Origin of the sequence: Sphingomonas lacusdianchii, from assembly GCF_022664395.1 — a bacterium.
Classification (GTDB): domain Bacteria; phylum Pseudomonadota; class Alphaproteobacteria; order Sphingomonadales; family Sphingomonadaceae; genus Sphingomonas; species Sphingomonas lacusdianchii.
Map to the genome: position 1 here is coordinate 257,580 of NZ_JAKRET010000004.1, position 25,161 is coordinate 282,740.

The window sequence follows — 25,161 nt, forward strand, 5'->3', positions numbered from 1 at the left end:
AGGCTAGGGGCATGGATAATCGCGATCGGATCGCGCACACTTTCGTCGGCGCGCGGCAGCAGGCACGCGGGCTGCCGATCTATCCGGGCGAGCGGCCGACGACGCTGGCGGAAGCCTATGCGATCCAGGACCGCGCGATCGCGATCGATGGCCGGCAGGTCGTCGGGTGGAAGGTCGGGCGGATCAACGCGCCGCTCGACACGACGCTGGGCAGCAACCGGCTGGCGGGCCCGATCTTCGTCGATCAGGTGGTCGGAACCGAGACCGAAGCCCTGCCGGTGATCGCCGACGGGTTCGCGGCGGCCGAGGCCGAATATTGCGTGCGGATCGCTCGGTCGTCGGCCGGGCTGTCGGGCCTGACGCTCGATCAGGCGCTGGACCTGGTCGACGCGGTGCATGTCGGGGTCGAGATCGCCAGTTCGCCCTATCCGGGGATCAACGCCGATGGACCGGTGGTGACGATCAGCGATTACGGCAATAATTTCGGGCTGTTGATCGGTGAGGAAGTGCCGGGATGGCGCGACCTGTCGTTCCTCGACTGGCCGGTGGAGTCGCGGATCGACGATGCGGTCGCGGGCCGAGCGAGCGCGCGGACGATGCTCGACGGGCCGATCGGCGCGGTGGCGTTTCTGGTCGATTGTCTGGCCGCGCGCGGGCGGACGCTGGAGCCGGGGCAATGGGTGTCGTCGGGCGCGGTCACGGGGGTGCATCAGATCGCGCCGGGGCAGCGGTTCGCGGCCGATTTCGGTGACATGCGGGTGGCGTGCGGGATTGTGGCTGCGCGGGTCGGTGGCTGATGGACGAGTCCCGCTCTTCGCCACCTCGACCTTGCGCGAGACCTCTGCGAAAGTCCCTCGATCACCTTGAAACTCGTCATACCCCGGCGAAGGCCGGGGTCCAGTTGCGGTGACGTCGGTAAGGTGCGCAAAAGCCTTCCCAACTGGACCCCGGCCTTCGCCGGGGTACGAGAAAATAGGTTCGTAGAGGTCCCGCCGTGCGCCCGGAGTGACGGTGGGGGAGGGCGGTGATCCGTCCGTAGGTTGCTTGGCCGGCACGCGGCCGATGGTCGGATATTGGGCGGCACGGACCGCCCCATGGTAGGCGGAGCGTATCCAAGAAAGATCCCCGAACAAGGGGGCGCGTGAACATCGGTCGGGAGACCGATCGCAACAGGCAAGAGGAGGCGGATAATGGCTGAGGCTGACGGCATCGAGCGCGCGGCAGGGCGGGCGGGGCGGTATCGCTGGGGGATCGTCGCACTGCTGTTCATGGCGACGGTCATCAACTATGTCGACCGACAGATGATCGGCGTGCTCAAGCCCACGCTGTCGAGTGATCTCCATTGGACCGAGACCGACTTCGCCAACGTCATCTTCTTTTTCCAGCTCGCCTATGCGATCGGCTATATCGGGTTCGGGCGGATCGTCGACGTGATCGGCGCGCGCATGGGCTATGCGGTCGCCTTCGTCATCTGGCAGGTCGCGCATATCGCCCATGGCGGCGCGTATAGCGTGACGCAGTTCGCGATGGCGCGCTTCGGCCTCGGCGTCGGCGAGGCGGGCAATTTCCCCGCGGGCATCAAGGCGGTGACCGAATGGTTTCCGGCCAAGGAGCGGGCATTCGCGATCGGCGTGTTCAATGCCGGGGCCAATGTCGGTGCGATCATCACGCCCCTGGCGGTGCCGCTGCTGACCGTCGCCTATGGCTGGCGGATGGCGTTCGTGGTGACCGGGGTCGTCAGCCTCGTCTGGCTGGTCGCGTGGCTGATCTTCTATCGTAGCCCACGCGAGCATCGGAAGGTGTCGTCGGGCGAGCTGGCATGGATCGAACAGGACCCGGCCGATCCGGTTCAGCCGCTGCCATGGCGGCGGCTGATCGCGAAGCGCGAGACCTGGGCCTATGCGCTCGGCAAATTCTGTATTGATCCGATCTGGTGGTTCTTCCTGTTCTGGCTGCCGGGTTATCTGGGCGACCGCTACGATCTCGACCTGCTGAGTTTCGGGCCGCCGCTGGTCGCGATCTATCTCCTGTCCGATCTGGGCAGCGTCGCCGGGGGATGGCTGTCGTCGCGGCTGATCGCGCGCGGGCGGAGCGTCAATTATGCGCGCAAGGTGACGATGCTGGTCTGCGCGTTCGCGGTGCTGCCGGTGTTGTTCGCGCAGTCGATCGACAATCTGTGGGTGGCGGTGCTGGTGATCGGCATCGCGACGGCGGCGCATCAGGCGTTTTCGGCGAACCTGTACACGCTGCCCTCCGACCTGTTTCCGCGCGCGGCGGTGGGATCGGTCGTCGGGATCGGCGGGACGGTCGGTGCGGTGGGCGGCATGTTGATGGCGAAATATGCCGGCTATGTGCTGGATGGCATCGGCAGCTATGCGCCGCTGTTCTTCGTTGCCGGGTCGGCCTATTTCGTGGCGCTGGCGTTGGTCCATCTGCTGTCGCCGCGGTTGGCGCGGGTGGAGGGGGCGTAAGGGCGTCCAGTATCATTCCGTTGTCTGGGGAATGGGTTGGAAAATGGCGCGGTCAGTCCTCTGCCAGCCCCATCACCACGCCCCATTCCGCTTCCGTCACCGGCGATACCGACAGCCGCGACTGGCGGAGCATCGTCATGTCCTGCAACCCCTCCGCGGCCTTCATCGCCTTGAGCGTCACCGGGCGGGGCAGGGGGCGGTCGGGTTCGACGTGGACCGATACCCAGCCTTCGTCGCCATCGGCCCGGGCGGCGCGGGTGATACGGGCAATGCCCACCGCCGCCTTGTCCTTACCCGAATGATAGAAGAGCGCGCGGTCGCCGATCGCCATCGCGCGCAGATGTTTGGCGGCGGCGTGGTTGCGTACGCCATCCCATTCGGTGCCGCCGTCCCGGACCAGATCGTCCCAGCCATAGCTGTCGGGTTCGGATTTCAGCAGCCAATATGCCATCGCCTTGCCCTCCACGATAAACCGGCGGTGAATATAGCATTCCGCATGCGTTCAGTCGCTTTCTGCCATCACCCGACGATCGGCGCAGGTGCGTCGACGCGACACGGGGCAGCACAGCCCCCACGCATGTTGAGGAGATTGGCATGAAGACCTTGCTGACCAAGGCGGGCCTGGGGCTATCGCTGGCGGCGACCGCGCTGACCGCTGCCGCCCCGGCCGAGGCGCAATGGCGTCGCGGTTACGATCGTGGCTGGGACCGCGGCTATGATCGTGGGTGGGACCGGGGCTGGAACCGCAATCGCGGCAATGGCGGGGCGGCCGTCGTCGCCGGGATCGCCGGGCTGGCGATCGGCGCGGCGCTGGCATCGAGCGCGAACGACCGGCGCTATCGCGACCGCTATTATCGCGATCGCGGCTATGCCTATGATTATGACGATCGTTTCTATCGTCAGCGCGGATTCTATCCGAACGATGGCTATTACGCCTATCGCTACAATGATTATCAGCGTTGCTGGGTCGAGCGGCGCTACGATCCCTATTACGACCAGACGGTTCGCGTCCGGGTGTGTAACTGATCGTTGACAGACGGTGCCGGCCCGCTCCCCCTCCCCGCCACCCAGTCAGGATATGCTATGGGTGGCGGGGAGGGGGAGCGGGCCGGCACCGAACGGCAGAGCGGGCGGGGGAGCGATCCTCCGCCCTTTGCACTTGGCGGGCGGGCCGTTTTGCGGCATGGGCCGCGCCCATGACTGATACGCCCCCCGATCGCCTCTCGATCAATCCGCGCAGCCCGCATTTCGACCAGCCCGTGCTGGAGCGCGGCATCGGCATCCGCTTCAAGGGTGTCGAGCGCAACGATGTCGAGGAATATTCGATCTCCGAAGGCTGGATCCGCGTCGCGCTCGGCAAAAAGGTCGATCGCAAGGGCCAGCCGCTGACCATCAAGCTGACCGGGCCGGTCGAGGCCTATTTCCAGACGCCGGCCGAGGGTGCGGAAGCTGCTGACGAAGCAGCCAAGGGCGACGACGCCTGACGCGTTCGGACGTCGCCCCAGCGAAGGCTGGGGCCTCCTGCGGCGAGCAGCGCGCTTGATTCCGGGAAGACCCCAGCCTGCGCTGGGGTGACGTCATTTTTCTTCGCGCTCCATCCGCCTGCCGACATGCTGTTCGCCGCGTTTGGCGGCGAGCTTCACCTGCCGGTGGCGTTCCGCCTTTGCCGCGCGCGTTGCTGCGTCGCGGGTGCCGGCACAGGCGGGGCATTGGACGCCCTCTTCGAACAACGGCGACGCGCGGTCGTCGGCATTGATCGGCATGCGGCAGCCGCGACACAGATCGTGGGTGCCTTGCGCCAGGCCGTGGCCGACGGCGACGCGTTCGTCGAACACGAAGCATTCGCCCTGCCATGCGCTTTGGTCGGCGGGCACTTGCTCCAGATATTTCAGGATGCCGCCGTCGAGGTGGTAGACCGCGTCGATGCCCTCACTCTTCAGGAAGGCGGTCGATTTTTCGCAGCGTATGCCGCCGGTGCAGAACATCGCGACCTGTTTCTTGCCCGCGAGCAGGGTGTCGCGGTTGGCGCGGAACCAGTCGGGAAAGTCGCGGAAGCTGTCGGTCCGTGGATCGACCGCGCCGGCGAAGGTGCCGACCTTCACCTCATAGGCATTGCGGGTGTCGATGACGACGGTCGACGGGTCGGCGATCAGCGCGTTCCAGTCGGCGGGCGCGACATAGGTGCCGACGATTCTGTTCGGATCGGTGCCGGGCACGCCCATCGTCACGATCTCGCGCTTTACCCGCACCTTCAGCCGGTGGAAGGGCATGGTGTCAGCGGTGCTGAACTTCGGTGCAAGGTCCTCGCAGCCGGGCAGGGCACGGATCGCGGCGAGCGCGGCGGCGATGCCGTCGACGCTGCCGGCGATGGTGCCGTTAATGCCTTCGGACGCGATCAGCAGCGTGCCGCGAATGCCGGCATGGTCGAGCACCGCCTCCATCGCGTCGCGGACGGCCTGCGGATCGGCGATTGTAACGAAGCGGTACAGCGCCGCGACTTGGATTGCCGCCATCAGTGGACGAAGCGCGCCACCACGTCGCGATACGAGCGGCTGACCTTTACCTGCGCACCCGATTCGAGGATCAGGAAACACTCGCCATTGGTGTGCGGCTTGACCTGCTTGACGAGGTCGAGATTGACGATGGTCGAGCGATGCACGCGCTGGAACCGGCGGGGATCGAGCCGCTTTTCGAGGTCCTTCATCGTTTCCCGCAGCACCAGCGAATTGTCGCCGGTGTTGATGACCATGTAATCGCCCGCCGCTTCGATCATTTCGATCGTGTCGACATCGACGCGGAAGATCTGCCCACGATCCTTGATGTTGATGAGCTTTTCGAAGCGGTTGGCGCCATGCGCATCGTCGCCGCCGCCATCGGCCGCCTCCATTTCCGCTGCGGTGTCGGGGGCGACCTCGGCGAGCACTTCCTTGAGCTTCTCGACCTCCGCCTGCCCCCGTTTTTCCGACAGGCGCTGGCGCACGCGGTCGAGCGTGTCGGCGAGGCGCGATTCCTCGACCGGCTTCATCAGATAATCGACCGCCTGCGCCTCGAACGCGCGAATCGCGTGATCGCTGTACGCGGTGACGAACACAACCAAAGGCGGTTCGACCTCCATCAGCCCCTGCACCACCGAGAAGCCGTCGAACCCGGGCATCTGGATGTCGAGGAAGACGAGGTCCGGCTTGTGGGTCTTGATCGAACGGATCGCTTCGCGCCCGTTCTGGCATTTGTCGATGATCTCGACATCCTCATGCGCCTGCAATCGCAGTTCGAGGCCCTGAATCGCCAACGATTCGTCGTCGACAAGGATGGTACGGATGGTCATGCAGCCTCTTTGGTAACGTCTTGCGTCTGGAACGGCAGTTCGATCTCGACCACGAACCCGCCCCCGTTGCCCGAACGGGTGTCGAACCGATGGTCGGGACCATATGCCTGCGCCAGCCGGTCCCGGATATTCTGAATGCCGACACCGGTGGAAAGCGTCGGCCGCTTCGGCCCGTCGATCAAGCCGGGGCCGGTATCGGACACGGCGATCTGCACCCGATCCCCGGCCAGTCGAGCGGTGATGGCGATATCGGCGCCATCCTCCTGCGGCGTCACCGCATATTTGATCGCGTTTTCGACCAGCGGCTGCAGCAGCAGCGACGGCAGCCGCGCGTGCATGACGCGGGCGTCGATGTCGAATTCGGTACGCAGGCGATGTTCGAACCGCATCTTTTCGATATCGAGATACAGTTTCAGCGTTTCAACCTCCTGCTCGAGCGTGACGTGCGCGGTCGGTTCGTTGGCGAGCGTGTAGCGCAGGAACGAGGCAAGGCGGCTGAGCATCACATTCGCCTTCTCGGTCTGTTTCAGCAGCACCAGCGTCGAGATCGAATTGAGCGTGTTGAACAGGAAATGGGGGTTGAGCTGATAGCGCAGCATGGCGAGCTGCGCGGTCGAGGCCTGCATCTCCAGCATCCGCATCTCGTCGACCTGCTGTTCGACGACCAGATAGAAGTTGATGCCGAAATAGGCCGCCGACCAGCCCGCCAGCACGGTGAAGTTGATGAACAGCGTGCCGAGCACCAGCGAGAAGCTGACATCGGGCGACACGTTGCGGATGAAGGTGAAGACGAACGCGTCGATCAGCGAATAGGCGAAGGTCGCCGCCGACAGGGTGCACAGCGTCAGAAAGATCGCCGGCACGCGCGGCAGCGAGCGATAATAGCCATAGAGCACGCTCATCAGCAGCGTCAGGCAATAGCCGACGATGACCTCGACGATATTGGCCAGCACGCTTTTGAGCGACGCGGCGTTCGACAGCGTCGAGACCGAGCGCAGGATCAGATAGCCGGTCCAGCCGGCGGCCTGCAGCAGCCAGAAGGCGCGGTTCTTCTGTTCGAAGAAGGGGCGCGAGAAAATGGCGGGCTTAAGCGTCATGCGCTCCGTCGCAAGTGTGGCCCCCGGTTGCCGTCATATCGCGGCGGGGGCGGGTTGGGAACCGGGCTTTAGCGGAAGCGGTGCCGAAACGAAAACCGCCGCCCCGTTGCCGGGACGGCGGTTCGTTCGTCGCGCTGGACGGATAGGCTTAGAAGCTGAACACCAGCGAGCCGCTGACCGTGCGCGGCACGCCGATCTGGACGAACGGCACCGAGGTGTCGTTGGTCTGACCGCTGACATAGCCGATATAGAAGCTGTTCAGGATGTTGGTCACGTTGACCTGGAAGAAGGTCTTGTTCAGGCCGAACTGCGCCAGCGAGAAGCGAGCATCGGCATCGAGGATGTCGAATGCCGGCGTCTTGGCCGGATAGAGTTCGGTCGTGGTCACGACGCCGGCGCTCGACACCGACCGCGTCACCAGCGGCAGGTTGCTGTCGTTGATGTAGCGCGGACCGGTGCGCTTGTACTGCACGCCGGCTTCCACCGGGCCGAGGTTCGCCTGGAGACGGCCGCCGAACATATATTCGGATACGCCCGATTCCTGTTTGCCGCCGGTCGGGAAGAAATACTGCTGGCCGACGGTCGAGCAGCCATAGGCGCGTTGGCTGACCAGCGCGGCGTTGCAGTTGCCGCCCAGCAGGTCGTCCTTGATCTCCGAGTTCAGGTACGAACCGTAGATATAGGCCGTGATCTCGCGGATCGGGCTGTATGACACGCTGCCGTCGACGCCCCAGCGGGTCACTTCACCAATGTTGCGCGAGACGCTTTCCCCCAATTCGGCGTCGAACGCGGTCGCGATACGATTTTCGAACGTGGTGTAGAAGGCACCGATCTGGGCCTGCACCTGCGACGAGCGATAGCGGACGCCGGCGTCGAAGCTGTCGGTGCGCTCCGGCTGCGGCTCTGCGCCTGGACGGCCCGGAGCGTAGAAGAACGCGTTGTACAGAACGTCCGTGCCCGGAACCGACAGGCCCTTGGCATAGCTTGCGAAGATGCTCGCCTGCGGCGTCAGGTTGTAGGTGAAACCGACGTTCGGCAGCACTGCGCTGAAGTTGTATTCGCGTTGTTGCGGACGAGCGAAGGTCGGGTTGGCGGCCGCGTAGGCAGCCTGCTGCGCTGACGGAATGCAGTCGACGAAGCCGCCGGCCGACGTGGTGAAGCAGTTCTGGTCCAGCTCACGCTTGAAGAACGGTGCACGGACGCCGAGGTCAAGAACCAGCGCGTCTTCCATGAATGAACCGCGATACTGACCTGAAATCTGATTCAGCGTTGCGAACGACTTGCGATCACGCTTCTGGACGACGTCGCCGTTCACGTCCTTGATCGGATTGTTGACGGGGAAGACATCGAAAGGTTCGCCGTTCGAATAGACGCCGCCCACTTCGCCGGTCTGACGATGACGGCCGCGATCATAGGTATAGGCGAGGCGAACCGTCTGGTCTTCGTTAATATCATACACCAGGTTGGTGATGACGATGTAGCGACGGGTCTGCGTCTGGCTCGGCGAGAGCAGCGTGACCGCGTCGAGCGTGTCCCCGTCACCGTTCAGGTCCGTACCGAAATAATAGTTGTTGCCAGAAAAGCCGGTATAGTTCGTGCCGCTGATCGTGCGGAGCTGTTCGCGACCGGTAATCGTTCCGCCGCCGTTCGCCTTAACGTACTGGAAGCTCGGATCGACCGTCAGGACCAGGCCGTCGGCCAGCGTGAAGCGCGAGTTGCCGCGGATGTTGCCGGTGTTCGACGGGTTGTAACGACGGTCGAATTCGGTGCCGCAAGTCGCTGCCGTCTGCGGGGTTCCGGCGACCGGGGTAACGACTGACGTGCCGGTGCAGGGATAGTTGATGTTGTAGGTCGCTTCGGCGATCGTACGCGGAAAGCGGTTGCTGTTGCCAGTTCCGGGCGTGCGGTTCGCATCGTCACGCAGCGGAGCTGAGCCGAAGAAGTTGTTGCGATTCTCGTTGTAGTTGCCCGCAACCGAGATGAAGTCGCCGTCCGTGCCAATTTCCTGATACAGGCGGGCGTTATACTGCTGCTTGCGGATCTTGCCGTAGTTGTTGAACGGGTTGTCGTAAGTCGTCCACGAACCGGACACGAATGCAGTCGTGCCCTTGCCAGTGATGTCGCCGGTGTCGATCATGCCGAACACACGATTGTAATCGAAATCGCCGAGCGACGCCGAAACCATCGCGCCCAGTTCGTTGCCGGGGCGACGGGTGCGGATGTTGACGGTGCCGCCGACCGCCGATGCGGTCGGGCTGTCGACGTCGGTCGCGCCCAGATTGACCGTCACAGACTCCAGCGTTTCCGAATCCTGCTGCTGGTTCGTGTAGATCGCATAGTTGCCGGTGTCGTTGAGCGGGATGCCGTCCTGCGTCTGCGAAATACGCGACGAGTCGAATCCGCGGATACGAAAACCGCCGCCGCCCGAACCATACGGATCGTTCGAGAGGTTGCTGACGCCGGGAACGAGGTTGATGATTTCGTTGACCGTCTGGCCGGCGCGTTGGCGCTGGATGATCTCGGAATCGAGCGTCACCTTCGCTTTCGGCTGGTTGGGAACTTCAATGCCGCCCACATCGCGCTGCGCCGAGCCCGTGACGACGATGGTATCGGCATCATCGATTTCCGAAGACGCGGTCGACTGCGCAAAGGCCGAGGCCGGGAGCAGGAGCGCGGCAAAGGCCACGCCGGCATAGAGCTTGGTGTTCATAGGTCCCCTTGGAATCGCAAATGGGTGGCGCGACTCGTTACGCTGTTCGGGCGGTGTCGTTCACCGTCCCGGCGCCAATGGACGTCCCATATTTCTATTTTGCGACAACCGGAAGCGGGGGCGTCAGTCTGTTTTGATGCGTTGCAAAAACATCACGTCGTCGCGGCGGATACGATCGCGGCCCATGCGGCTTCGTCGATGACGCGGATGCCCAGTTCCTCTGCCTTGGCCCGTTTCGATCCGGCATCGGCGCCGACCACGACCAGGTCGGTCTTCTTCGAAACCGACCCGGCGACGCGCGCGCCCAGCGCATCGGCCTGCGCCTTGGCCTCGTCGCGGCTGAGCGTTTCGAGCTTGCCGGTGAAGACCACGGTCTTGCCGGTCAGTTCGCTTTGCGTCGCGGCATGGACGATGTCGTCAGGGCGGACTTCGCGCAGCAGGTCGGCGACGACGTCGCGATTATGCTTCTCGGCGAAGAAGGCGAGCAGCGCGTCGGCGACTTCGGGGCCGATCCCCGCCGTCTCGACCGCCGCGACCAGCGCCCGGCCGCGGCGCAGCGTGAATTTGCGCTCGTTCTCGCCGATCGCCGGCTGGGTCGTACGCCGGACATGGAGGGCGCGGCGGATCATCGCCGCAAAGTCCCTCGCCGACGTCCAGCGCCGGGCGAGATCGCGCGCGGTCACCTCGCCGACATGGCGGATGCCGAGCGCGAACAGGAAGCGGTCGAGGCCGATCGTGCGGCGCGCATCGATCGCGGCCAGCAGCTTGTCGACGACGAGGTCGGACATGCGCTCGCGCTGGACCAGCGCCTCGCGATGGGTGTGCAGGCGGAAGATATCGGCGGGCGACGCGATCAGCCCGTCGCGAAAGAATTCCTCGACCCGGACCAGCCCCAGCCCGGCAATGTCGAAGGCATGGCGCGAGACGAAATGGATCAGCCGCTCGACCCGCTGCGCCGGGCAGACGAGGCCGCCGGTGCAGCGCACTACGACTTCGGCCTCGCCGCGTTCGGCGAGCGAGCCGCATTCGGGGCATTCGGTCGGGAAAGTCCATGATGCGCGCGGTTCGTCGCGGGTCAGGTTGTCGACGATTTGCGGAATGACGTCGCCCGCGCGCTGTACGACTACCCGGTCGCCGGGGCGGACGCCCAGCCGCCCGATCTCGTCGGCATTGTGCAGCGTGGCGTTGGTGACGACGACGCCGCCGACGGTCACCGGCTCCAGCCGGGCGACGGGGGTCAGCGCGCCGGTGCGGCCGACCTGGATATCGATGTCGCGCAACGTGGTCTGCGCGCGTTCGGCAGGGAATTTGTGCGCAATCGCCCAGCGCGGGGCACGGCCGACGAACCCGAGCCGCTCCTGCCAGTCGAGGCGGTCGAGCTTGTAGACCACGCCGTCGATATCGAAGGGCAAATCGGCGCGGCTCTCCTCGATCGCGCGATAGACGGCGAGCGCCTGCGCCGCGCCGTCGCAGCGCTGGAACGCGTCGGCGATGGGAAAGCCCCAGTCCTTGAGCGCGGCGACGACCCCGGCCTGGGTCTCGGCGGGAAGGGTGGCGACCTCGCCCCAGCCATGGGCGAGGAATTTTAGCGGGCGCGACGCGGTGACGGCGGCGTCCTTTTGCCGCAGCGAACCGGCGGCGGCGTTGCGCGGGTTGGCGAACTGGCGTGCCTTGGCCGGATCGACCGCATCGGCGAGGAGCCGGGCGTTGAGCGCGGCGAAATCGTCCTTCGCCATATAGACCTCGCCGCGCACCTCGAACACGTCCGGCGCGGCGGCGGGCAGGCTTTGCGGGATGTCGGCGATGGTCGCGACATTGGCGGTCACGTCCTCGCCCACCGCGCCGTCGCCACGGGTCAGCGCGCGGACCAGCTTGCGCCCTTCGTACCGGAGCGAACAGGACAGGCCGTCGATCTTCGGTTCGGCGGTCAGCGCCACCGCTTCGTCATCGGACAGGCGCAGGAAGCGGCGGACGCCGGCGACGAATTCGGCGACGTCTTCGTCGGCAAAAGCGTTGTTGAGGCTCAGCATCGGCCGGGCATGCGCGACCTTGGCCAGATGCCCCGATGGCGCAGTGCCGACGCGCAGCGAGGGGGAATCGGGGCGGACCAGCGCCGGGAACGCCGCCTCGACGTCGCGATTGCGGCGCACCAGCGCGTCGTAATCGGCATCGGTCAGGATCGGCGCGTCCGCCCCGTGATAGGCGGCATCGGCCTGCGCGATCCGTTCGGCCAGTTCGGCCAGTTCGGCGGCGGCTTCGGCGTCGGTGGCGGGCAGGGGGGCGGTGGTCATGCCCCGATCGCTACCCGCTGTCCGGGCGGGCGATCAAGGGGAAGGCGGCGCGCTATTCCTTGCGGCGGATGGTCATGCGGCGTTCGACCACGATCGGGCGGTCGAAATGCAGCCCGGCGCGACCGTCCTCGGCCCAGCGGATCGTCGCTGCCGACCAGTGGCCGCCGCCGGTGTCGATGCGGATGACCGAACCGATCGCGCCTTCGCCGAAATCGACGAGATCGATCAGCGCGCCGGTGGTCGACAGGTCGCGGATGCGCGCCGGGCGGCGGCGGCCATCGACCTCGATCGTGGTCGAGCGCAGCATCCGCGTCCGCGCCGCACGTTCCGCCTTCGGTCCCTGCGGGGTCAGCGCGCCGCCTTCGCGCAGCAGCCGGGCGGTGGCGGTCGCCCCGTCGACGGGCGGGCCATAGACCGGCCCGGAGACTTCGGTGCAGCCGAGATCGCGCAGCACCGCCAGCTCGTCATGATATTCGACGCCCCGGGCGGTGGTGGCGATGCCGAGCAGGTCGGCGAGCGTCACGATCGAGCGGACCACTGCGGCGTTGCGCCCTTCGGGATCGCTGACCCCCCGCACGAACGAACGGTCGAGCTTGATCCGGTCGAGCGGCAGGCGGCGCAGGCACGACATCGATGCCTGTCCCGCCCCGAAATCATCGAGCGCCAGCCGGATGCCGACCCCCTGCAACGCCGCGAAGGTCGCGACGGCATGGCGCATGTCGCGCAGCAGGCTCGCCTCGGCAATGCTCAGTTCCAGCCGTTCGGCGGGCATTCCCGACCGCGCGACCGCGTTGGTCAGGATCGCCGGGAACGACGGATTGGCGAATTGCGCGCCCGACAACTGGACCGACAGCCGCGTGTCGCCCGTCCATGACGCGGCGTCGTGACAGGCGGTGCGCAACACCCACTCGCCGATCGCCTCGATCAGCTTGCATTCCTCCGCCACGCCGAGGAACTCCTGCGCCGCCAGCGTACCGCGCGTCGGATGTTGCCAGCGGACCAGCGCCTCGAACCCGGTGATCCGGCCACCGTCGAGCGCGACGACCGGTTGATAGACGATGCGCAACTGGTCGCGCGACAGGGCGACGCGCAGGTCGTCGGCCATCTGCTGGCGCGACCGGCTATCCTCCAGCAGCGCGTCGTGGAAGAAACGGTGGACGCCGCGTCCGGCACCCTTGGCGGCATAGAGGGCGAGGTCGGCATGGCTGACCAGCACGTCGGGCGTCGCCCCGTCGTCGGGCGACACGGCGATGCCGACCGAACAGCCGATCGACACCGCATTGCCGCCGATGAAATAGGGTTGCGACAGCGATGCGATGATCGCCTGCGCCAGCGTCGCCATCTGCGCCCGGTTGCCCATGCGCGGCAGGACGACCTGGAATTCGTCGCCGCCCAGCCGCCCGACCAGCCCGGCATCGCCGACGGCGCGCAGCAGCCGTTCCGCGACCTGTTTCAGCAGCGCATCGCCGACCGGATGACCGAGCGTATCGTTGACCGCCTTGAACCGGTCGAGGTCGAGCAGGAACAGTGCGGTGCCGTCATAGCCGGGCTGCGCCAGCGTCTGTTCGAGCGAGATGCGCATCCGTTGCCGGTTGGCGAGGCCAGTCAGGCTGTCGAACAGCGCGAGGCGGGTGATTTCCGCATCCGATTGCCGCACTGCCGCCATGTCGGTGCCGGTGCCCACGAACCCCTCGAACCGACCGTACGGATCGGTGAACGGACTGCCCGATACGCTCCAGCTGCGGTCCTGCCCGCCGGCAAGGGCGGGGGTGACGGCGTAATCGGTGAAGGCGGTACGGGCCGAGAGGTGAAAGGCGATGGTGCGTTCCGAATCGTCCGGCCCGGATTCGGCGCCAGCGATGCGCAGCAGATCGGTCAGCGCGGCCCCGACCGGATCGATATCGGCGGCGGCGAACACGCGCACGATCTTGTCGCTCAGATAGGCGACGCGGCCGTGGCGATCGGTCTGCCAGAACCAGTTCGGGCCATGATCCTCCGCCTCGCGAATCAGTCGAGCGGCGCGGTCGTCGGGCAGGCGCGTCGAATCGTCGGGCCGCTGTACCCACGATCGCAACGCCGCCTTCATTCCATCGATCGCCAACTGCCCGTCCCTTTCCGTATGGTGCCGAGGATAGCGGCGCATCGTGAACGAATTCTTTGCAAGGCGCGGCTTCCTGCCTGTAGGGCAGTGTGGAAAATGACCGATATGGACCCGCAGATGACCGTCACCATCACCGAAGCCGATCTGATCGACAGTGTCGCCGATGCGCTGCAATTCATCAGCTACTATCACCCGATGGATTATATCCGTGCGCTGGGTGAGGCCTATGCTGCCGAAACGTCACCGGCCGCCAAGGACGCAATTGCGCAAATTCTGACGAACAGCCGCATGTGTGCGGAGGGGCATCGCCCGATCTGTCAGGATACCGGCATCGTCACCGTGTTCGTCAAATGGGGGCAGAATTGCCGTTTGGACAGCGAGCGGTCGTTGCAGGAGGTCGTCGACGAGGGCGTGCGCCGCGCCTATATGCACCCCGAAAACAAGCTGCGCGCGTCGATCCTCGCCGACCCCGCATTCACGCGGCGCAATACGAAGGATAATACGCCTTCGGTGCTGCACGTCGAAATGGTGCCGGGCGACAAGGTCCATGTCGATGTCGCGGCCAAGGGCGGTGGCAGCGAGAACAAGTCGAAGTTCAAGATGATGAACCCCAGCGATTCGATCGTCGACTGGGTGCTGGAGATGATCCCGCAAATGGGTGCCGGCTGGTGCCCGCCGGGCATGATCGGCATCGGCATCGGCGGCACCGCCGAGAAGGCGATGCTGCTCGCCAAGGAATCGCTGATGGCGCCGATCGACATGGGCCAGTTGAAGGCCCGCGGACCCCAGACCGATGTCGAGGCGCTGCGCATCGAACTGATGGACAAGGTCAATGCGCTCGGCATCGGTGCGCAGGGGCTGGGTGGCCTGTCGACCGTATTGGACGTCAAGATTCTTGACTGGCCGACCCATGCCGCGTCGAAGCCGGTGGCGATGATCCCGAATTGCGCCGCGACCCGCCACGCGCATTTCACGCTGGACGGCAGCGGTCCGGCCTATCTGGAGCAGCCGAACCTCGCCGACTGGCCCGACGTCAACTGGACCCCGGACAAGGCGGCGATTCGCGTCGATCTCGACACGCTGACTCCCGAGGTTGTCGCGACGTGGAAGCATGGCGACCGACTGCTGCTCAACGGCAAGATGCTGACCGGCCGCGACGCCGCGCACAAGCGGATCGCCGACATGCTGGCCAGGGGCGAGGAACTGCCCGTCGATTTCCGCGGGCGCGTGATCTATTATGTCGGGCCGGTCGATCCGGTCGGCGAGGAAGTGGTCGGCCCCGCCGGTCCCACCACCGCCACCCGCATGGACAAGTTCACCCGCATGATGCTCGACCAGGGGCTGCTCGCGATGGTCGGCAAGGCGGAGCGTGGGGGCGATGCGACCAAGGCGATCGCCGAGGCCAAGTCGGCCTATCTGATGGCGGTCGGCGGCGCGGCATATCTCGTCGCGCGCGCGATCAAGGGGTCGAAGGTCGTCGGCTTCGAGGACCTCGGCATGGAAGCGATCTACGAATTCGAAGTGCAGGACTTCCCCGTAACCGTCGCGGTGGATAGCGAGGGGCAGAATGTCCACCACCTCGCGCCGCTTGTGTGGCGCGAGAAGATCGCGAAGGAACGGTTGCTCGAGGGGGCGTGATCGCGAGGGGAGGGGCGGGGGCGGCGCGCTACATTCGCTCCCACCCCCGCCGCGCCGGACCTGATCCGGGACTGCGCTTGCCACTCTTCGGCAGAGAATAGGAGCGACCCCGGCTCGAGCCGGGGGGACATGGCGGCGCCAACAATGTGCCTCCATGTCGAAATACACTGCACCTGCGAAACGATTCACGGGCACGCGGCGTTCATCGGCACGATGGCGTACCAAGACCTTCCCCCTCCGCCCGCCGGCCTGCTCGACGATGCCGGCCTGTTCCTCGATTTCGACGGCACGCTGGTCGAACTGGCCGACCGTCCCGATGGCGTGGTCGTCGGCGACGATCTGCGCGTGCTGCTGCACCGGCTGGCGCAGCGTATGGGCGGACGGGTCGCGATCGTCAGCGGTCGGTCGGTCGAGCAGATTGACGGTTTCCTGGGGCAGACGATCGCCGATTACGCGGTGGTCGGGAGCCACGGCGCCGAAATCCGGCCGGCCGGCGGCACCACCCTTTTGCCCGATCGCCCAGCGAGCCTGACCGCCGCCGAGCGCGCGTTCAAGGACCGGTTCGGCGACGATCCGCGCATCGTGATCGAGATCAAGACATTGGGGGTCGCGATCCATTATCGCGGCGCCCCCGAGGTCGAACAGGAGGCGCACGCACTCGTCGATGCCTTTGCCCAGCGCGACGGGCTGACGATGCAGGCCGGCAAGATGATGATCGAATTGCGCATGGACGGTCATGACAAGGGTACGGCGATCGCCACGCTGTGCGAGAGTGCGCCCTTTGCCGGGCACGCGCCGATCTTCGTCGGCGACGACCTGACCGACGAACCGGGCATGCTCGTTGCGGCGCATCATGGCGGCGCCGGTATATTGATCGGACCGATGCGCGATACCGCTGCGACCTATCGCCTCGACGATGTCGCATCCTTTCTGGGCTGGCTGGAGACGAACGCATGACCGCGACGATGGACCTTTGGCCGATCGGCAATTGTCAGGTGTCGGCGCTGGTCGACCGCAACGGACGCTTCGTATGGGGGTGCCTGCCGCGGGTCGATGGCGATCCGGCGTTCTCGTCGCTGCTCGACGACCGGCGGCGCGGATCGGACGGGGCGTTCGGCTTCTGGGAGATCGATCTCGACGGCTGTGTCGATACGCAGCAGACCTATATCCGCAACACGCCGGTGCTGGTGACGCGCCATGTCGATGCGCAGGGCAATGCGATCGAGGTCGTCGATTTCTGCCCCCGTTTCAAACGACACGACCGCATGTACCGTCCCGTCGCCTTTTGCCGGATCGTACGCCCGCTGGCCGGCAGCCCCCGCATCCGCGTGCGCCTGCGCCCCTCGGTCGACTGGGGCAGCGCGCAGGCGGAGCGGACGCGCGGGTCGAACCATATCCGCTACCTGCTCGACGGCGAGACGATCCGCCTGTCGACCAGCGCACCGGTCGGATGGATCGAGGACGAGCGGCTGTTCCGCGTCGAACGCACGCTGCATTTCTTCCTCGGGCCGGACGAGAGTTTCTCGGACGAACTGCCAGCGTCGGTCGAGCGGATGCTGAAGAACACCATCGACGAATGGCGCCACTGGGTCCGGGGCCTCGCCACCCCGGTCGAATGGCAGCAGGCGGTGATCCGCAGCGCGATCACGCTGAAGCTGTGCCAGCATGAGGAGACCGGCGCGATCGTCGCCGCGCTGACCACCTCGATCCCCGAACATGCGGATAGCGGGCGCAACTGGGACTATCGCTACTGCTGGATCCGCGATGCCTATTATACGGTGCAGGCGCTGAACCGGCTCGGGGCGCTCGACGTGCTGGAGGGGTATCTCGAATATCTGCGCAACATCGTCGACAATGCCGCCGACGGGCAGATCCAGCCGCTCTACGGCGTCGGCGGCGAGGCGACGCTGGTCGAGCGCGAGGCGGAGGGGCTGGACGGCTATCGCGGCATGGGACCGGTCCGCGTCGGCAACCAGGCCTATGAACAGGTCCAGCACGACGCCTATGGCCAGATCATCCTGTCGAACGCGCAGGGCTTTTTCGACCAGCGGCTGTTCCGCGTCGGCAAGCAGGCCGATTTCGAGGCGCTGGAGCCGATCGGCGAACGCGCCTGGGCCGCCTATGACAAGCCCGATGCCGGTTTGTGGGAGCTGCGCACCAAGAGCCATGTCCACACCTACAGCGCCGCGATGTGCTGGGCGGCGTGCGACCGGCTCGCCAATGTCGCCGGCACGCTCGGCCTTACCGAGCGCGAGACCTTCTGGCGCGACCGGGCGACCGCGATGCGGACCAAGATCGAACGCGAGGCGTGGCGGCCCGAGACCAACCGCATGTCGGCGACCTTCGGCGGCGACGATCTCGACGCCAGCATCATCCAGCTGCTCGACCTGCGCTTTCTCGACCCCGACGATCCGCGCTTCATCGGTACGCTGGAGGCGGTCGAAAAGGGGCTGCGCCGGGGCAGCCACATGCTGCGCTATGCGATCGAGGACGATTTTGGCCTGCCGCACACCGCGTTCAACGTCTGCACCTTCTGGCTGATCGAGGCGCTGCACGCGACCGGCCGCGACGAGGATGCGCGCGAGTTGCTGGAAGAAATGCTGTCGCGCTGCACGCCCGCCGGGCTGTTGTCGGAGGATATCGACCCCGAAACCGGGGAACTCTGGGGCAATTATCCCCAAACCTACTCGCTGGTCGGCATGATCAACAGCGCCGTCCTGCTGAGCAAGTCATGGAATGTCGTACGATGAGTCGATTGATCGTCATCTCGAACCGGGTGCAGGCTCCCCAGCCCGGCACCGGCGGCGGGGCGCAGGGCGGGCTGGCCGTTGCGCTCAACGCCGCGCTGGCGGAAGAGGACGGTATCTGGTTCGGCTGGTCGGGGGAGGCCAGCGACAATCGCGAACTCCGCTTCCAGACCTATGGCGGCGTCACCAGCGCGGTGATGGATTTGAGCGAGCAGGACGTCGAGGAATATTATGACGGTTACGCCAACCGCACCTTGTGGCCGCTATTCCACTACCGCCTCGACCTGACCGAATTCGAACGCGACTTTCAGGGCGGCTATGAACGCGTCAATCGCGTGTTCGGCGAACGCATCGGCCCGCATATCGAACCCGACGACCTGATCTGGGTCCATGACTATCACATGATCCCCCTCGGCTGGGTGCTGCGGCAACAGGGGATCACCAACCGCATCGGCTTTTTCCTGCACATCCCGTGGCCGCCACGCCGGCTGCTGACCGCGCTGCCCGATCACCGCCGCATGGTCGAAGCGCTGTTCGCCTATGACGTGGTCGGGTTCCAGAATGAGGAATGGCTCGACAGCTTCTTCAACTATGTCCGCGAGGAGATGGATGGTACGATCGACGGCAACCGCGTCACTGTCGGCGGGCGCACGATTACCGCGATCAGCTGCCCGATCGGGATCGAGGCGAAGGACTTCATCGCCGGCGCGGCCGGGCCGGTCGCGCGCGCGGCGCAACTCAACCAGCTCGAAAGCGCAGTCGGGCGCAGCCTGATCGTCGGGGTCGACCGGCTCGATTATTCGAAGGGGCTGCCCGAACGCTTTGCCGGGTATGAACGCTTCCTCCAGAATCATCCCGACCGGCGGGCCTTGGTTTATCTGCTCCAGATCGCACCGCCGTCGCGCACCGCGGTGCAGACCTATCGCGACATCCGCAACACGCTCGAACAGCAATCGGGACGGATCAACGGTGCCTATGCCGATACCGACTGGGTGCCGATCCGTTATGTGAACAAGGGCTATCCGCGCGAGGTGCTGGCCGGCATCTATCGCGCGGCGCGGATCGGGCTGGTGACCCCCTTGCGCGACGGCATGAACCTGGTCGCGAAGGAATATGTCGCGGCACAGGACCCACGCGATCCCGGCGTGCTGGTGCTGTCGCGCTTCGCGGGCGCTGCACAGCAATTGTCGGTCGGCGCGCTGATGGTGAACCCGTACAGCGCCGAGGACATGGCCGACGCGATCGACAAGGCGCTCAGGATGCCGCGTGCCGAACGGATCGAGCGGTGGCAGGCGATGATCGACAATGTCGTCGACGAGGACGTCATCTGGTGGCGCAAGCGGTTCATCGACGCGCTGACGGCGGAGACGAATTAGGCCGGATCGACAAGCAGGGAGTCCTCCCTCTCCCCTAACAGGGGAAAGGGATAGCGGAGCTTGCCAGCTTGCTGGCTAGCGCAGCTTGGGAGAGGGGGCGAGCAACCCAAAGGCTCGCGCGCTCGCCTGCGCAAGCGCTCCACTCCCCTCTACGAGGGGCGAGGGGGGAAGGGCTTATCTGAATGTCGATCCCGCCTAAGGGTAGCGGCCGGTCCGACGCTCTGTCATCCGAAGACGCGAAGCCGAACGCTGCCGCGACGAACGCAGATGCCGATCCAAGGGGTGGCGAACCCCGCCGCCACCCAGTATGCACGGCGGCATGACAGCCCGGATCATCGACGGAAAAGCCTTCGCCGCGAATCTGCGCGCGCGCCTCGCCACCCATGCCGCGACCTTTGCAGAAGCCGCCGGCCGTCCCGCCGGCCTCGCCGTGGTGCTGGTGGGCGAGGACGCAGCCTCGGCCGTCTATGTCCGGTCGAAGGGGAAGGCGACCCGTGAGGCGGGCATGGCCAGCTTCGAACATCGCCTTTCGGCCGATGTGTCGCAGGAGGAACTGATCGCGCTGGTCGAACGGCTGAACGCCGATCCCGCGGTCGATGGCATCCTCGTGCAATTGCCGCTGCCCCGGCATCTCGACAGCGACGCGGTGCTGCTGACCATCGATCCCGACAAGGATGTCGACGGTTTCCACCCGGTCAATGCCGGGCGGCTGGCGACCGGCCTGCCGGGCATGGTGCCCTGTACCCCCTATGGCTGTCTGTTGCTGCTGCGCGACGAACTCGGCGACCTGTCGGGCAAGGACGCGGTGGTCGTCGGTCGGTCGAACATCGTCGGCAAGCCGATGGCGGCGCTGCTGACCGCCGAGAGCTGCACCGTCACCATCGCCCATTCGCGGACCCGCGACCTGCCCGGCCATGTCGCGCGCGCCGACATCGTCGTCGCGGCGGTCGGGCGAGCGAACTTCGTCAAGGGCGAGTGGCTGAAGCCCGGCGCGACCGTGATCGATGTCGGCATCAACCGCACCGATAACGGGCTGGTCGGCGATGTCGACTTCGCTTCCGCCATGTCGGTCGCCGGCGCGATCACCCCGGTGCCGGGCGGGGTCGGGCCGATGACCATCGCCTGCCTGCTGCGCAACGCGCTGGTCGCGGCGCACCGGCGCGAAGGATTGCCGTTCGACGATAGCGCGCTGTGATCGAGCTGTTCGTCTCGTCGCTCATCACCTTCTTCGTGGTGATCGATCCGCCGGGCTGCGCGCCGATCTATGCCGGGCTGACCACCGGGGCGTCGGACGTGCAGCGCCGGGCGATGGCGATCCGCGCGGTTACCATCGCCACCGCCATCCTCCTCGTCTTCGCCCTGTTCGGGCAGGCGCTGCTGAAGGCGCTGGGGATCAGTCTCGACAGTTTCCGCATCGCCGGCGGCATCATGCTGTTCCTGATCGCGCTGGAGATGGTGTTCGAGAAACGCACCCAGCGCCGCGAGGATCGCGCACAGAAAATCATCGAGACGCATGAGGTCGAGGACGTGTCGACCTTCCCGATGGCGATGCCGATGATCGCCGGGCCGGGGTCGATCGCATCGGTGATGCTGCTGATGAGCCAGGTCGGCGATTGGAGCGCGCGGGCGGTGGTCCTGGGCGCGCTGGCGTCGATCCTGCTGCTGACGCTGATCGCGTTGCTCGCGGCGGGACCGCTGATGAAGCTGCTTGGCGCGCGGATCGAGGCGGTGATTACCCGGCTGCTGGGGGTCCTGCTGGCGGCGCTGGCGGCGCAATTCGTGATCGACGGGTTGCGGGCGAGCTTTCTGTAACGCTTCCAATCCGCTTCAAACTGTTGCGGATTGGTGACACTCGTTACGAAAGTGTATGCGTACATATACACGTATTTGCAACCATCCCTGCTTTCACCGATAGTTAGCCATGGTTATGCGGGATGCACGTTCCGCGACCACTGGGATGCCTGACCGGGCCAAAGGGGAATAAAATTTCCATGATTGCACTATCAATGCGCGCATCGCTGCGCCACGGGGCTGCTTTGACCGCGCTGATCGCCAGCGCAGTTGCAGTTCCCGCCATCGCGCAGGAAGTCGCTCCGGCGGGCACGACCGTGCCGACGCCGGCGAACCCGACCGACGATACGTCGCAGGACATCATCGTCACCGGCTCGATTCTGCGCGGCACCGATAGCGGCATTTCGCCGGTCACCACGCTGACCGCCGAAAATCTCGACGCGCGCGGCATCAACACGGTGCAGGACGCGATTCAGTTGTTGTCGTCCAACAACGGTCCGGCGCTGACTAACTCGTTTACCGCCAACGGCGCGTTCGCCGGCGGTGCGTCGGCGGTGTCGCTGCGCGGCCTGTCGACCAGCTCGACGCTGGTCCTGTTCGACGGCCTGCGTGCCGCCTATTATCCGCTTGCCGATGACGGTTCGCGCAACTTCGTCGATTTGAACACCATCCCCGACGACATCGTTGAGCGCGTTGACGTGCTGCGCGATGGCGCCTCGTCGAGCTACGGCGCCGACGCGATCGCGGGCGTGGTCAACATCATCACCAAGCGTTCTTTCAAGGGCATCGGCGGCCGGGTCGAAGCCGGTATTTCGGAAGACGGCGTTGCCGCCAACCAGCGCCTGACGCTGACCGCCGGCACCGGCGATCTCGATGAGCAGGGTTACAACGCCTATATCAGCGGCTTCTATTTCCGCAGCGAAGGCGTCGCCAACAAGGACCTGCGCGGCATCTTCACGACCGACGACCAGCGCAGCATCGGCGGCCCGAACGGCATCTTGAACGGTCAGAATGCCGCCGGTGAAATCAATGGTTTCAACGTCGGCAGCACCTTCTACGTGCGCCCGGGCACGACCGGCCGCTATCAGATCCTGAACCCGACGGCGGGCTGCTATGCCGGTCCTTCGGTCACGCCGACCCAGGCGGATCTGACGCGGACCAACTCGAATGGACAGCTTGTCAACGGAACGCTGCCGGTTTCGAACGTCTGTCAGGAAGACCTGACCTACAATTACGGTAACGTGACCCCGGACATCGAACGCTTCGGCGGTTCGGCTCGCTTCACCGCGAAGGTCGGCGATACGTCGGAAGCGTATCTATCGGTCAACTTCCAGCAGACGCGGTCGAGCTATTACGGCCTGACCGGGGTGATCCGCGGAAATGCCCCGACCGGCATCCTGTTCCCGCAATTCTCCACTTCGTCGGGGGCGGCGACCTTTGCGCCCGGTTCGGCGGTCCTGACGTTGCCGGTCTATGTCTGCGCCGCACGCGTAAATTGCACCGCGGCCAACGGCACGCTTAACCCGAACAACCCGTTCGCAGCGTCGGGCCAGACCGCGCAGATCCTCGGCCGCAACCAGGAACGCACCTATAACGAGACGCGCAGCCGCGTATATCGTGCGGCGTTCGGCCTGAACGGCACGATCTTCGACGATATCGACTATAATTTCAGCGCGACCGCGATGCATACCGACTTGCGTCGTCTGCAGGATGGCTATGTCTACATCCAGAACCTGCTGAACGTCATCGCTGACGGTTCTTACAACTTCGTCAACCCCGGCCAGAACACGCAGGCGGTGCGCGACTATCTGACGCCGGTGAACATCACCGATACCTCGTCGGATCTGTACCAGACGCAGGTCACCTTCTCGAAGGAACTGTTCAACCTGCCGGGTGGTCCGGTCCAGCTCGGTGTCGGCGGCTCGATCTTCTACGAAGCGGTCAATGCGCCCAGCGCCAACCCCGACAACAACGGCCCGACGCAGCGTTACTTCACCATCAACGCGTTCGGTACCGAGGGTAATCGCACCGTCAGCTCGGCATTCGCCGAGATACAGGCGCCGGTATTCGACCAGCTCGATGTCAACGTGTCGGGTCGCTACGACCATTATTCGACCGGGCAGAGCAACTTCTCGCCGAAGGTCGGTGCGCGCTTCACCCCGATCCGTCAGCTGTCGGTGCGCGGTACCTGGTCGCGCGGTTTCCGCATCCCAAGCTTTGCCGAAGCCAACGCGCTGCCGACGACCGGCTATGTCAGCCAGTCGATCACCAACGTGCCGGCCAGCTTCCGTGCACAATATGGCGCGGCCTGCGCCGACGACGCGACGGCGGCAACGGCCTGCCCGACCTATCTGACCAGCTATTCGATCGGTTCGACCACGCTCGCCTCGCCGAACCTGCAGCCGGAAAAGTCGCGCAGCTACACCGCCGGTATCCAGTTCTCGCCGGTGCCGAACTTCACCTTCACCGCTGATTACTTCAATATTAAGAAGACCGGCGCGATCACCTCGCCGTCGAACGCTGCAGCGATCGCGGCCTATTATGCGGGTCAGCCGATCCCGGCCGGGTTCAACGTCATTCCCGATGCACCCGACGTCAACCTGCAGAACGGCCGTCCGCGCATCGGCTTCGTCGAATCGCAGCTTATCAATTCGGATACGATCTTCTCCGAAGGTATCGACTTCGGTCTGACCGGCCGCGTCGATTTCGGTGGCTTCCAGTGGCGGACCGCTGCCAATGTCAGCTGGCTGATCGAATTGAGCACGACCTTCCCGGACGGCACGAAGGAAACCTATGTCGACACGCTCGGCAACTTCAATCTGACGGCGGGTAACGGCACCTTCCGTTGGCGTGGCAACTGGTCGAACACCTTCTCGTTCGACAAGGTCGACGTGACGGGGACGGTCAACTACGTGTCGGGCTATGACCTGTCGGCAGAGGATCAGGGCGGCGATTACGGCGACTGCTCGCTCAACCCGGGCTATGTCGACTGCCGCGTGAAGAGCTATCTGACGGCCGACCTGAACGTCAGCTTCAACGTCAACGACAACGTCACCTTCTACGTGAACGCCCTGAACCTGTTCGATCGCTTGCCGCCGATCGATCCGGTCACCTACGGCGCTCACCTGTACAACCCGGTGCAGGGCGGCAACGGCATCTTCGGCCGCAGCTTCCGTGCGGGTGCGAAGTTCGGCTTCTAGTCGTTTCGCTATCGGAAAAACAAAGGGCGGTTCCGGAAGGAGCCGCCCTTTTTCGTTGTCCACAGCGCATTGAAACGTCGATTCTGGTTCAACCTAGCGACGCTAAATAGTGAAGCTGATTTACTGGAGTGCAACAGCAAACCACTAAAAGTTCCAGTTCTGAATATATCGAAAAACAGCAATTAGGTTTGCAAAATTTTAAATGCGTATAAACGTATTATAATAAAAACACCCTATTGTAGATGTTTAGGTCGATATGCAGTGGATGTGGCAAGCTTTGTTGCGACTGTTACCGAAAAACCACGCTCGAACGATTTAACGTTGGCCGAACTTTCGCCTGATTGCGTCGAAACTCGTGCACCCATTACGCTCCAATTGTTGCGCAACGTTTACGAGCGCCAATAGGATAGGGGC

General features: G+C 65.0%; 18 protein-coding genes. 11 read left to right on the forward strand and 7 right to left on the reverse strand.

Annotation, left to right across the window (positions count from 1 at the left end):
* The first annotated feature begins 11 nt into the window (after window positions 1-11).
* Together MF607_RS07895 and MF607_RS07900 are read left to right on the forward strand one after the other, a co-directional pair.
* The gene (locus tag MF607_RS07895) at window positions 12-797 is read left to right on the forward strand and encodes a 2-keto-4-pentenoate hydratase (RefSeq protein WP_242117154.1); all 786 of its coding nucleotides are present in this window, start codon (window positions 12-14) and stop codon (window positions 795-797) included.
* 393 nt (window positions 798-1,190) lie between these two features.
* Window positions 1,191-2,471 (forward strand): MFS transporter, encoded by a 1,281-nt coding sequence (locus MF607_RS07900; protein ID WP_242117155.1) that lies wholly within the window; start codon window positions 1,191-1,193, stop codon window positions 2,469-2,471.
* Between the two features lie 52 nt (window positions 2,472-2,523).
* Here the strand turns inward: MF607_RS07900 and MF607_RS07905 are convergent, their stop codons facing one another.
* Window positions 2,524-2,922 carry an EVE domain-containing protein gene (locus MF607_RS07905; RefSeq protein ID WP_242117157.1) on the reverse strand — a complete coding sequence of 133 codons (399 nt, stop codon included), beginning with the start codon at window positions 2,920-2,922 and terminating at the stop codon, window positions 2,524-2,526.
* 143 nt (window positions 2,923-3,065) lie between these two features.
* Between MF607_RS07905 and MF607_RS07910 the strand changes: the two genes are divergently transcribed.
* Both MF607_RS07910 and MF607_RS07915 read left to right on the forward strand, forming a co-directional pair.
* The gene (locus MF607_RS07910) at window positions 3,066-3,497 is read left to right on the forward strand and encodes a hypothetical protein (protein WP_242117159.1); all 432 of its coding nucleotides are present in this window, start codon (window positions 3,066-3,068) and stop codon (window positions 3,495-3,497) included.
* 170 nt (window positions 3,498-3,667) lie between these two features.
* Window positions 3,668-3,955 (forward strand): DUF3297 family protein, encoded by a 288-nt coding sequence (locus MF607_RS07915; RefSeq protein ID WP_242117161.1) that lies wholly within the window; start codon window positions 3,668-3,670, stop codon window positions 3,953-3,955.
* 93 nt (window positions 3,956-4,048) lie between these two features.
* On the opposite strand, the gene trhO is transcribed toward MF607_RS07915, so the two are convergent.
* The 6 genes from trhO to MF607_RS07945 form a co-directional block, all read right to left on the reverse strand.
* Entirely contained in the window at window positions 4,049-4,984 is a 936-nt protein-coding gene (gene trhO, locus MF607_RS07920) for an oxygen-dependent tRNA uridine(34) hydroxylase TrhO (RefSeq protein WP_242117164.1), read from the reverse strand.
* Window positions 4,984-5,796, reverse strand: a complete 813-nt coding sequence (locus MF607_RS07925) for a LytR/AlgR family response regulator transcription factor (RefSeq protein WP_056506582.1) — start codon at window positions 5,794-5,796, stop codon at window positions 4,984-4,986. Before MF607_RS07925 ends, trhO begins: the two co-directional genes overlap by 1 nt.
* Window positions 5,793-6,893 carry a sensor histidine kinase gene (locus tag MF607_RS07930; RefSeq protein WP_242117166.1) on the reverse strand — a complete coding sequence of 367 codons (1,101 nt, stop codon included), beginning with the start codon at window positions 6,891-6,893 and terminating at the stop codon, window positions 5,793-5,795. The genes MF607_RS07925 and MF607_RS07930 overlap by 4 nt, the downstream gene beginning before the upstream one ends.
* 148 nt (window positions 6,894-7,041) lie before the next feature.
* Entirely contained in the window at window positions 7,042-9,603 is a 2,562-nt protein-coding gene (locus tag MF607_RS07935; RefSeq protein WP_242117168.1) for a TonB-dependent receptor, read from the reverse strand.
* Window positions 9,604-9,755: 152 nt separating this feature from the next.
* Entirely contained in the window at window positions 9,756-11,894 is a 2,139-nt protein-coding gene (gene ligA / locus MF607_RS07940) for an NAD-dependent DNA ligase LigA (protein ID WP_242117170.1), read from the reverse strand.
* Between the two features lie 52 nt (window positions 11,895-11,946).
* Window positions 11,947-13,995 carry an EAL domain-containing protein gene (locus MF607_RS07945; protein WP_242117171.1) on the reverse strand — a complete coding sequence of 683 codons (2,049 nt, stop codon included), beginning with the start codon at window positions 13,993-13,995 and terminating at the stop codon, window positions 11,947-11,949.
* 117 nt (window positions 13,996-14,112) lie between these two features.
* Here MF607_RS07945 and MF607_RS07950 point away from each other — a divergent pair, with 117 nt between their 5' ends.
* The 7 genes from MF607_RS07950 (at window position 14,113) to MF607_RS07980 (ending at window position 24,747) form a co-directional block, all read left to right on the forward strand.
* A complete protein-coding gene (locus MF607_RS07950) occupies window positions 14,113-15,633 on the forward strand; it encodes a fumarate hydratase (protein WP_242117268.1) in 1,521 nt (506 codons plus the stop codon).
* Between the two features lie 129 nt (window positions 15,634-15,762).
* The gene (gene otsB / locus MF607_RS07955; protein WP_242117172.1) at window positions 15,763-16,590 is read left to right on the forward strand and encodes a trehalose-phosphatase; all 828 of its coding nucleotides are present in this window, start codon (window positions 15,763-15,765) and stop codon (window positions 16,588-16,590) included.
* Window positions 16,587-18,383: a glycoside hydrolase family 15 protein gene (locus MF607_RS07960; RefSeq protein WP_242117173.1), complete on the forward strand. Its 1,797-nt coding sequence runs from the start codon at window positions 16,587-16,589 to the stop codon at window positions 18,381-18,383. The genes otsB and MF607_RS07960 overlap by 4 nt, the downstream gene beginning before the upstream one ends.
* Window positions 18,380-19,756, forward strand: coding sequence for an alpha,alpha-trehalose-phosphate synthase (UDP-forming) (locus MF607_RS07965; RefSeq protein WP_242117175.1), 1,377 nt, complete (start codon window positions 18,380-18,382; stop codon window positions 19,754-19,756). Before MF607_RS07960 ends, MF607_RS07965 begins: the two co-directional genes overlap by 4 nt.
* Window positions 19,757-20,075: 319 nt before the next feature.
* Entirely contained in the window at window positions 20,076-20,951 is an 876-nt protein-coding gene (folD, locus tag MF607_RS07970) for a bifunctional methylenetetrahydrofolate dehydrogenase/methenyltetrahydrofolate cyclohydrolase FolD (protein WP_242117178.1), read from the forward strand.
* Entirely contained in the window at window positions 20,948-21,568 is a 621-nt protein-coding gene (locus MF607_RS07975) for a MarC family protein (RefSeq protein WP_242117181.1), read from the forward strand. Before folD ends, MF607_RS07975 begins: the two co-directional genes overlap by 4 nt.
* A gap of 179 nt (window positions 21,569-21,747) precedes the next feature.
* Window positions 21,748-24,747, forward strand: a complete 3,000-nt coding sequence (locus MF607_RS07980; RefSeq protein ID WP_242117183.1) for a TonB-dependent receptor domain-containing protein — start codon at window positions 21,748-21,750, stop codon at window positions 24,745-24,747.
* The last annotated feature ends 414 nt before the right edge of the window (window positions 24,748-25,161 follow it).

Bases quoted from the DNA above. Each gene is read 5' to 3' on its own strand.
- MF607_RS07895 (WP_242117154.1), top strand. From the start codon at position 12: ATGGATAATCGCGATCGGATCGCGCACACTTTCGTCGGCGCGCGGCAG.
- MF607_RS07900 (WP_242117155.1), top strand. From the start codon at position 1,191: ATGGCTGAGGCTGACGGCATCGAGCGCGCGGCAGGGCGGGCGGGGCGG.
- MF607_RS07905 (WP_242117157.1), bottom strand. From the start codon at position 2,922: ATGGCATATTGGCTGCTGAAATCCGAACCCGACAGCTATGGCTGGGAC.
- MF607_RS07910 (WP_242117159.1), top strand. From the start codon at position 3,066: ATGAAGACCTTGCTGACCAAGGCGGGCCTGGGGCTATCGCTGGCGGCG.
- MF607_RS07915 (WP_242117161.1), top strand. From the start codon at position 3,668: ATGACTGATACGCCCCCCGATCGCCTCTCGATCAATCCGCGCAGCCCG.
- trhO (WP_242117164.1), bottom strand. From the start codon at position 4,984: ATGGCGGCAATCCAAGTCGCGGCGCTGTACCGCTTCGTTACAATCGCC.
- MF607_RS07925 (WP_056506582.1), bottom strand. From the start codon at position 5,796: ATGACCATCCGTACCATCCTTGTCGACGACGAATCGTTGGCGATTCAG.
- MF607_RS07930 (WP_242117166.1), bottom strand. From the start codon at position 6,893: ATGACGCTTAAGCCCGCCATTTTCTCGCGCCCCTTCTTCGAACAGAAG.
- MF607_RS07935 (WP_242117168.1), bottom strand. From the start codon at position 9,603: ATGAACACCAAGCTCTATGCCGGCGTGGCCTTTGCCGCGCTCCTGCTC.
- ligA (WP_242117170.1), bottom strand. From the start codon at position 11,894: ATGACCACCGCCCCCCTGCCCGCCACCGACGCCGAAGCCGCCGCCGAA.
- MF607_RS07950 (WP_242117268.1), top strand. From the start codon at position 14,113: ATGACCGTCACCATCACCGAAGCCGATCTGATCGACAGTGTCGCCGAT.
- otsB (WP_242117172.1), top strand. From the start codon at position 15,763: ATGGCGGCGCCAACAATGTGCCTCCATGTCGAAATACACTGCACCTGC.
- MF607_RS07960 (WP_242117173.1), top strand. From the start codon at position 16,587: ATGACCGCGACGATGGACCTTTGGCCGATCGGCAATTGTCAGGTGTCG.
- MF607_RS07965 (WP_242117175.1), top strand. From the start codon at position 18,380: ATGAGTCGATTGATCGTCATCTCGAACCGGGTGCAGGCTCCCCAGCCC.
- folD (WP_242117178.1), top strand. From the start codon at position 20,076: ATGACAGCCCGGATCATCGACGGAAAAGCCTTCGCCGCGAATCTGCGC.
- MF607_RS07980 (WP_242117183.1), top strand. From the start codon at position 21,748: ATGATTGCACTATCAATGCGCGCATCGCTGCGCCACGGGGCTGCTTTG.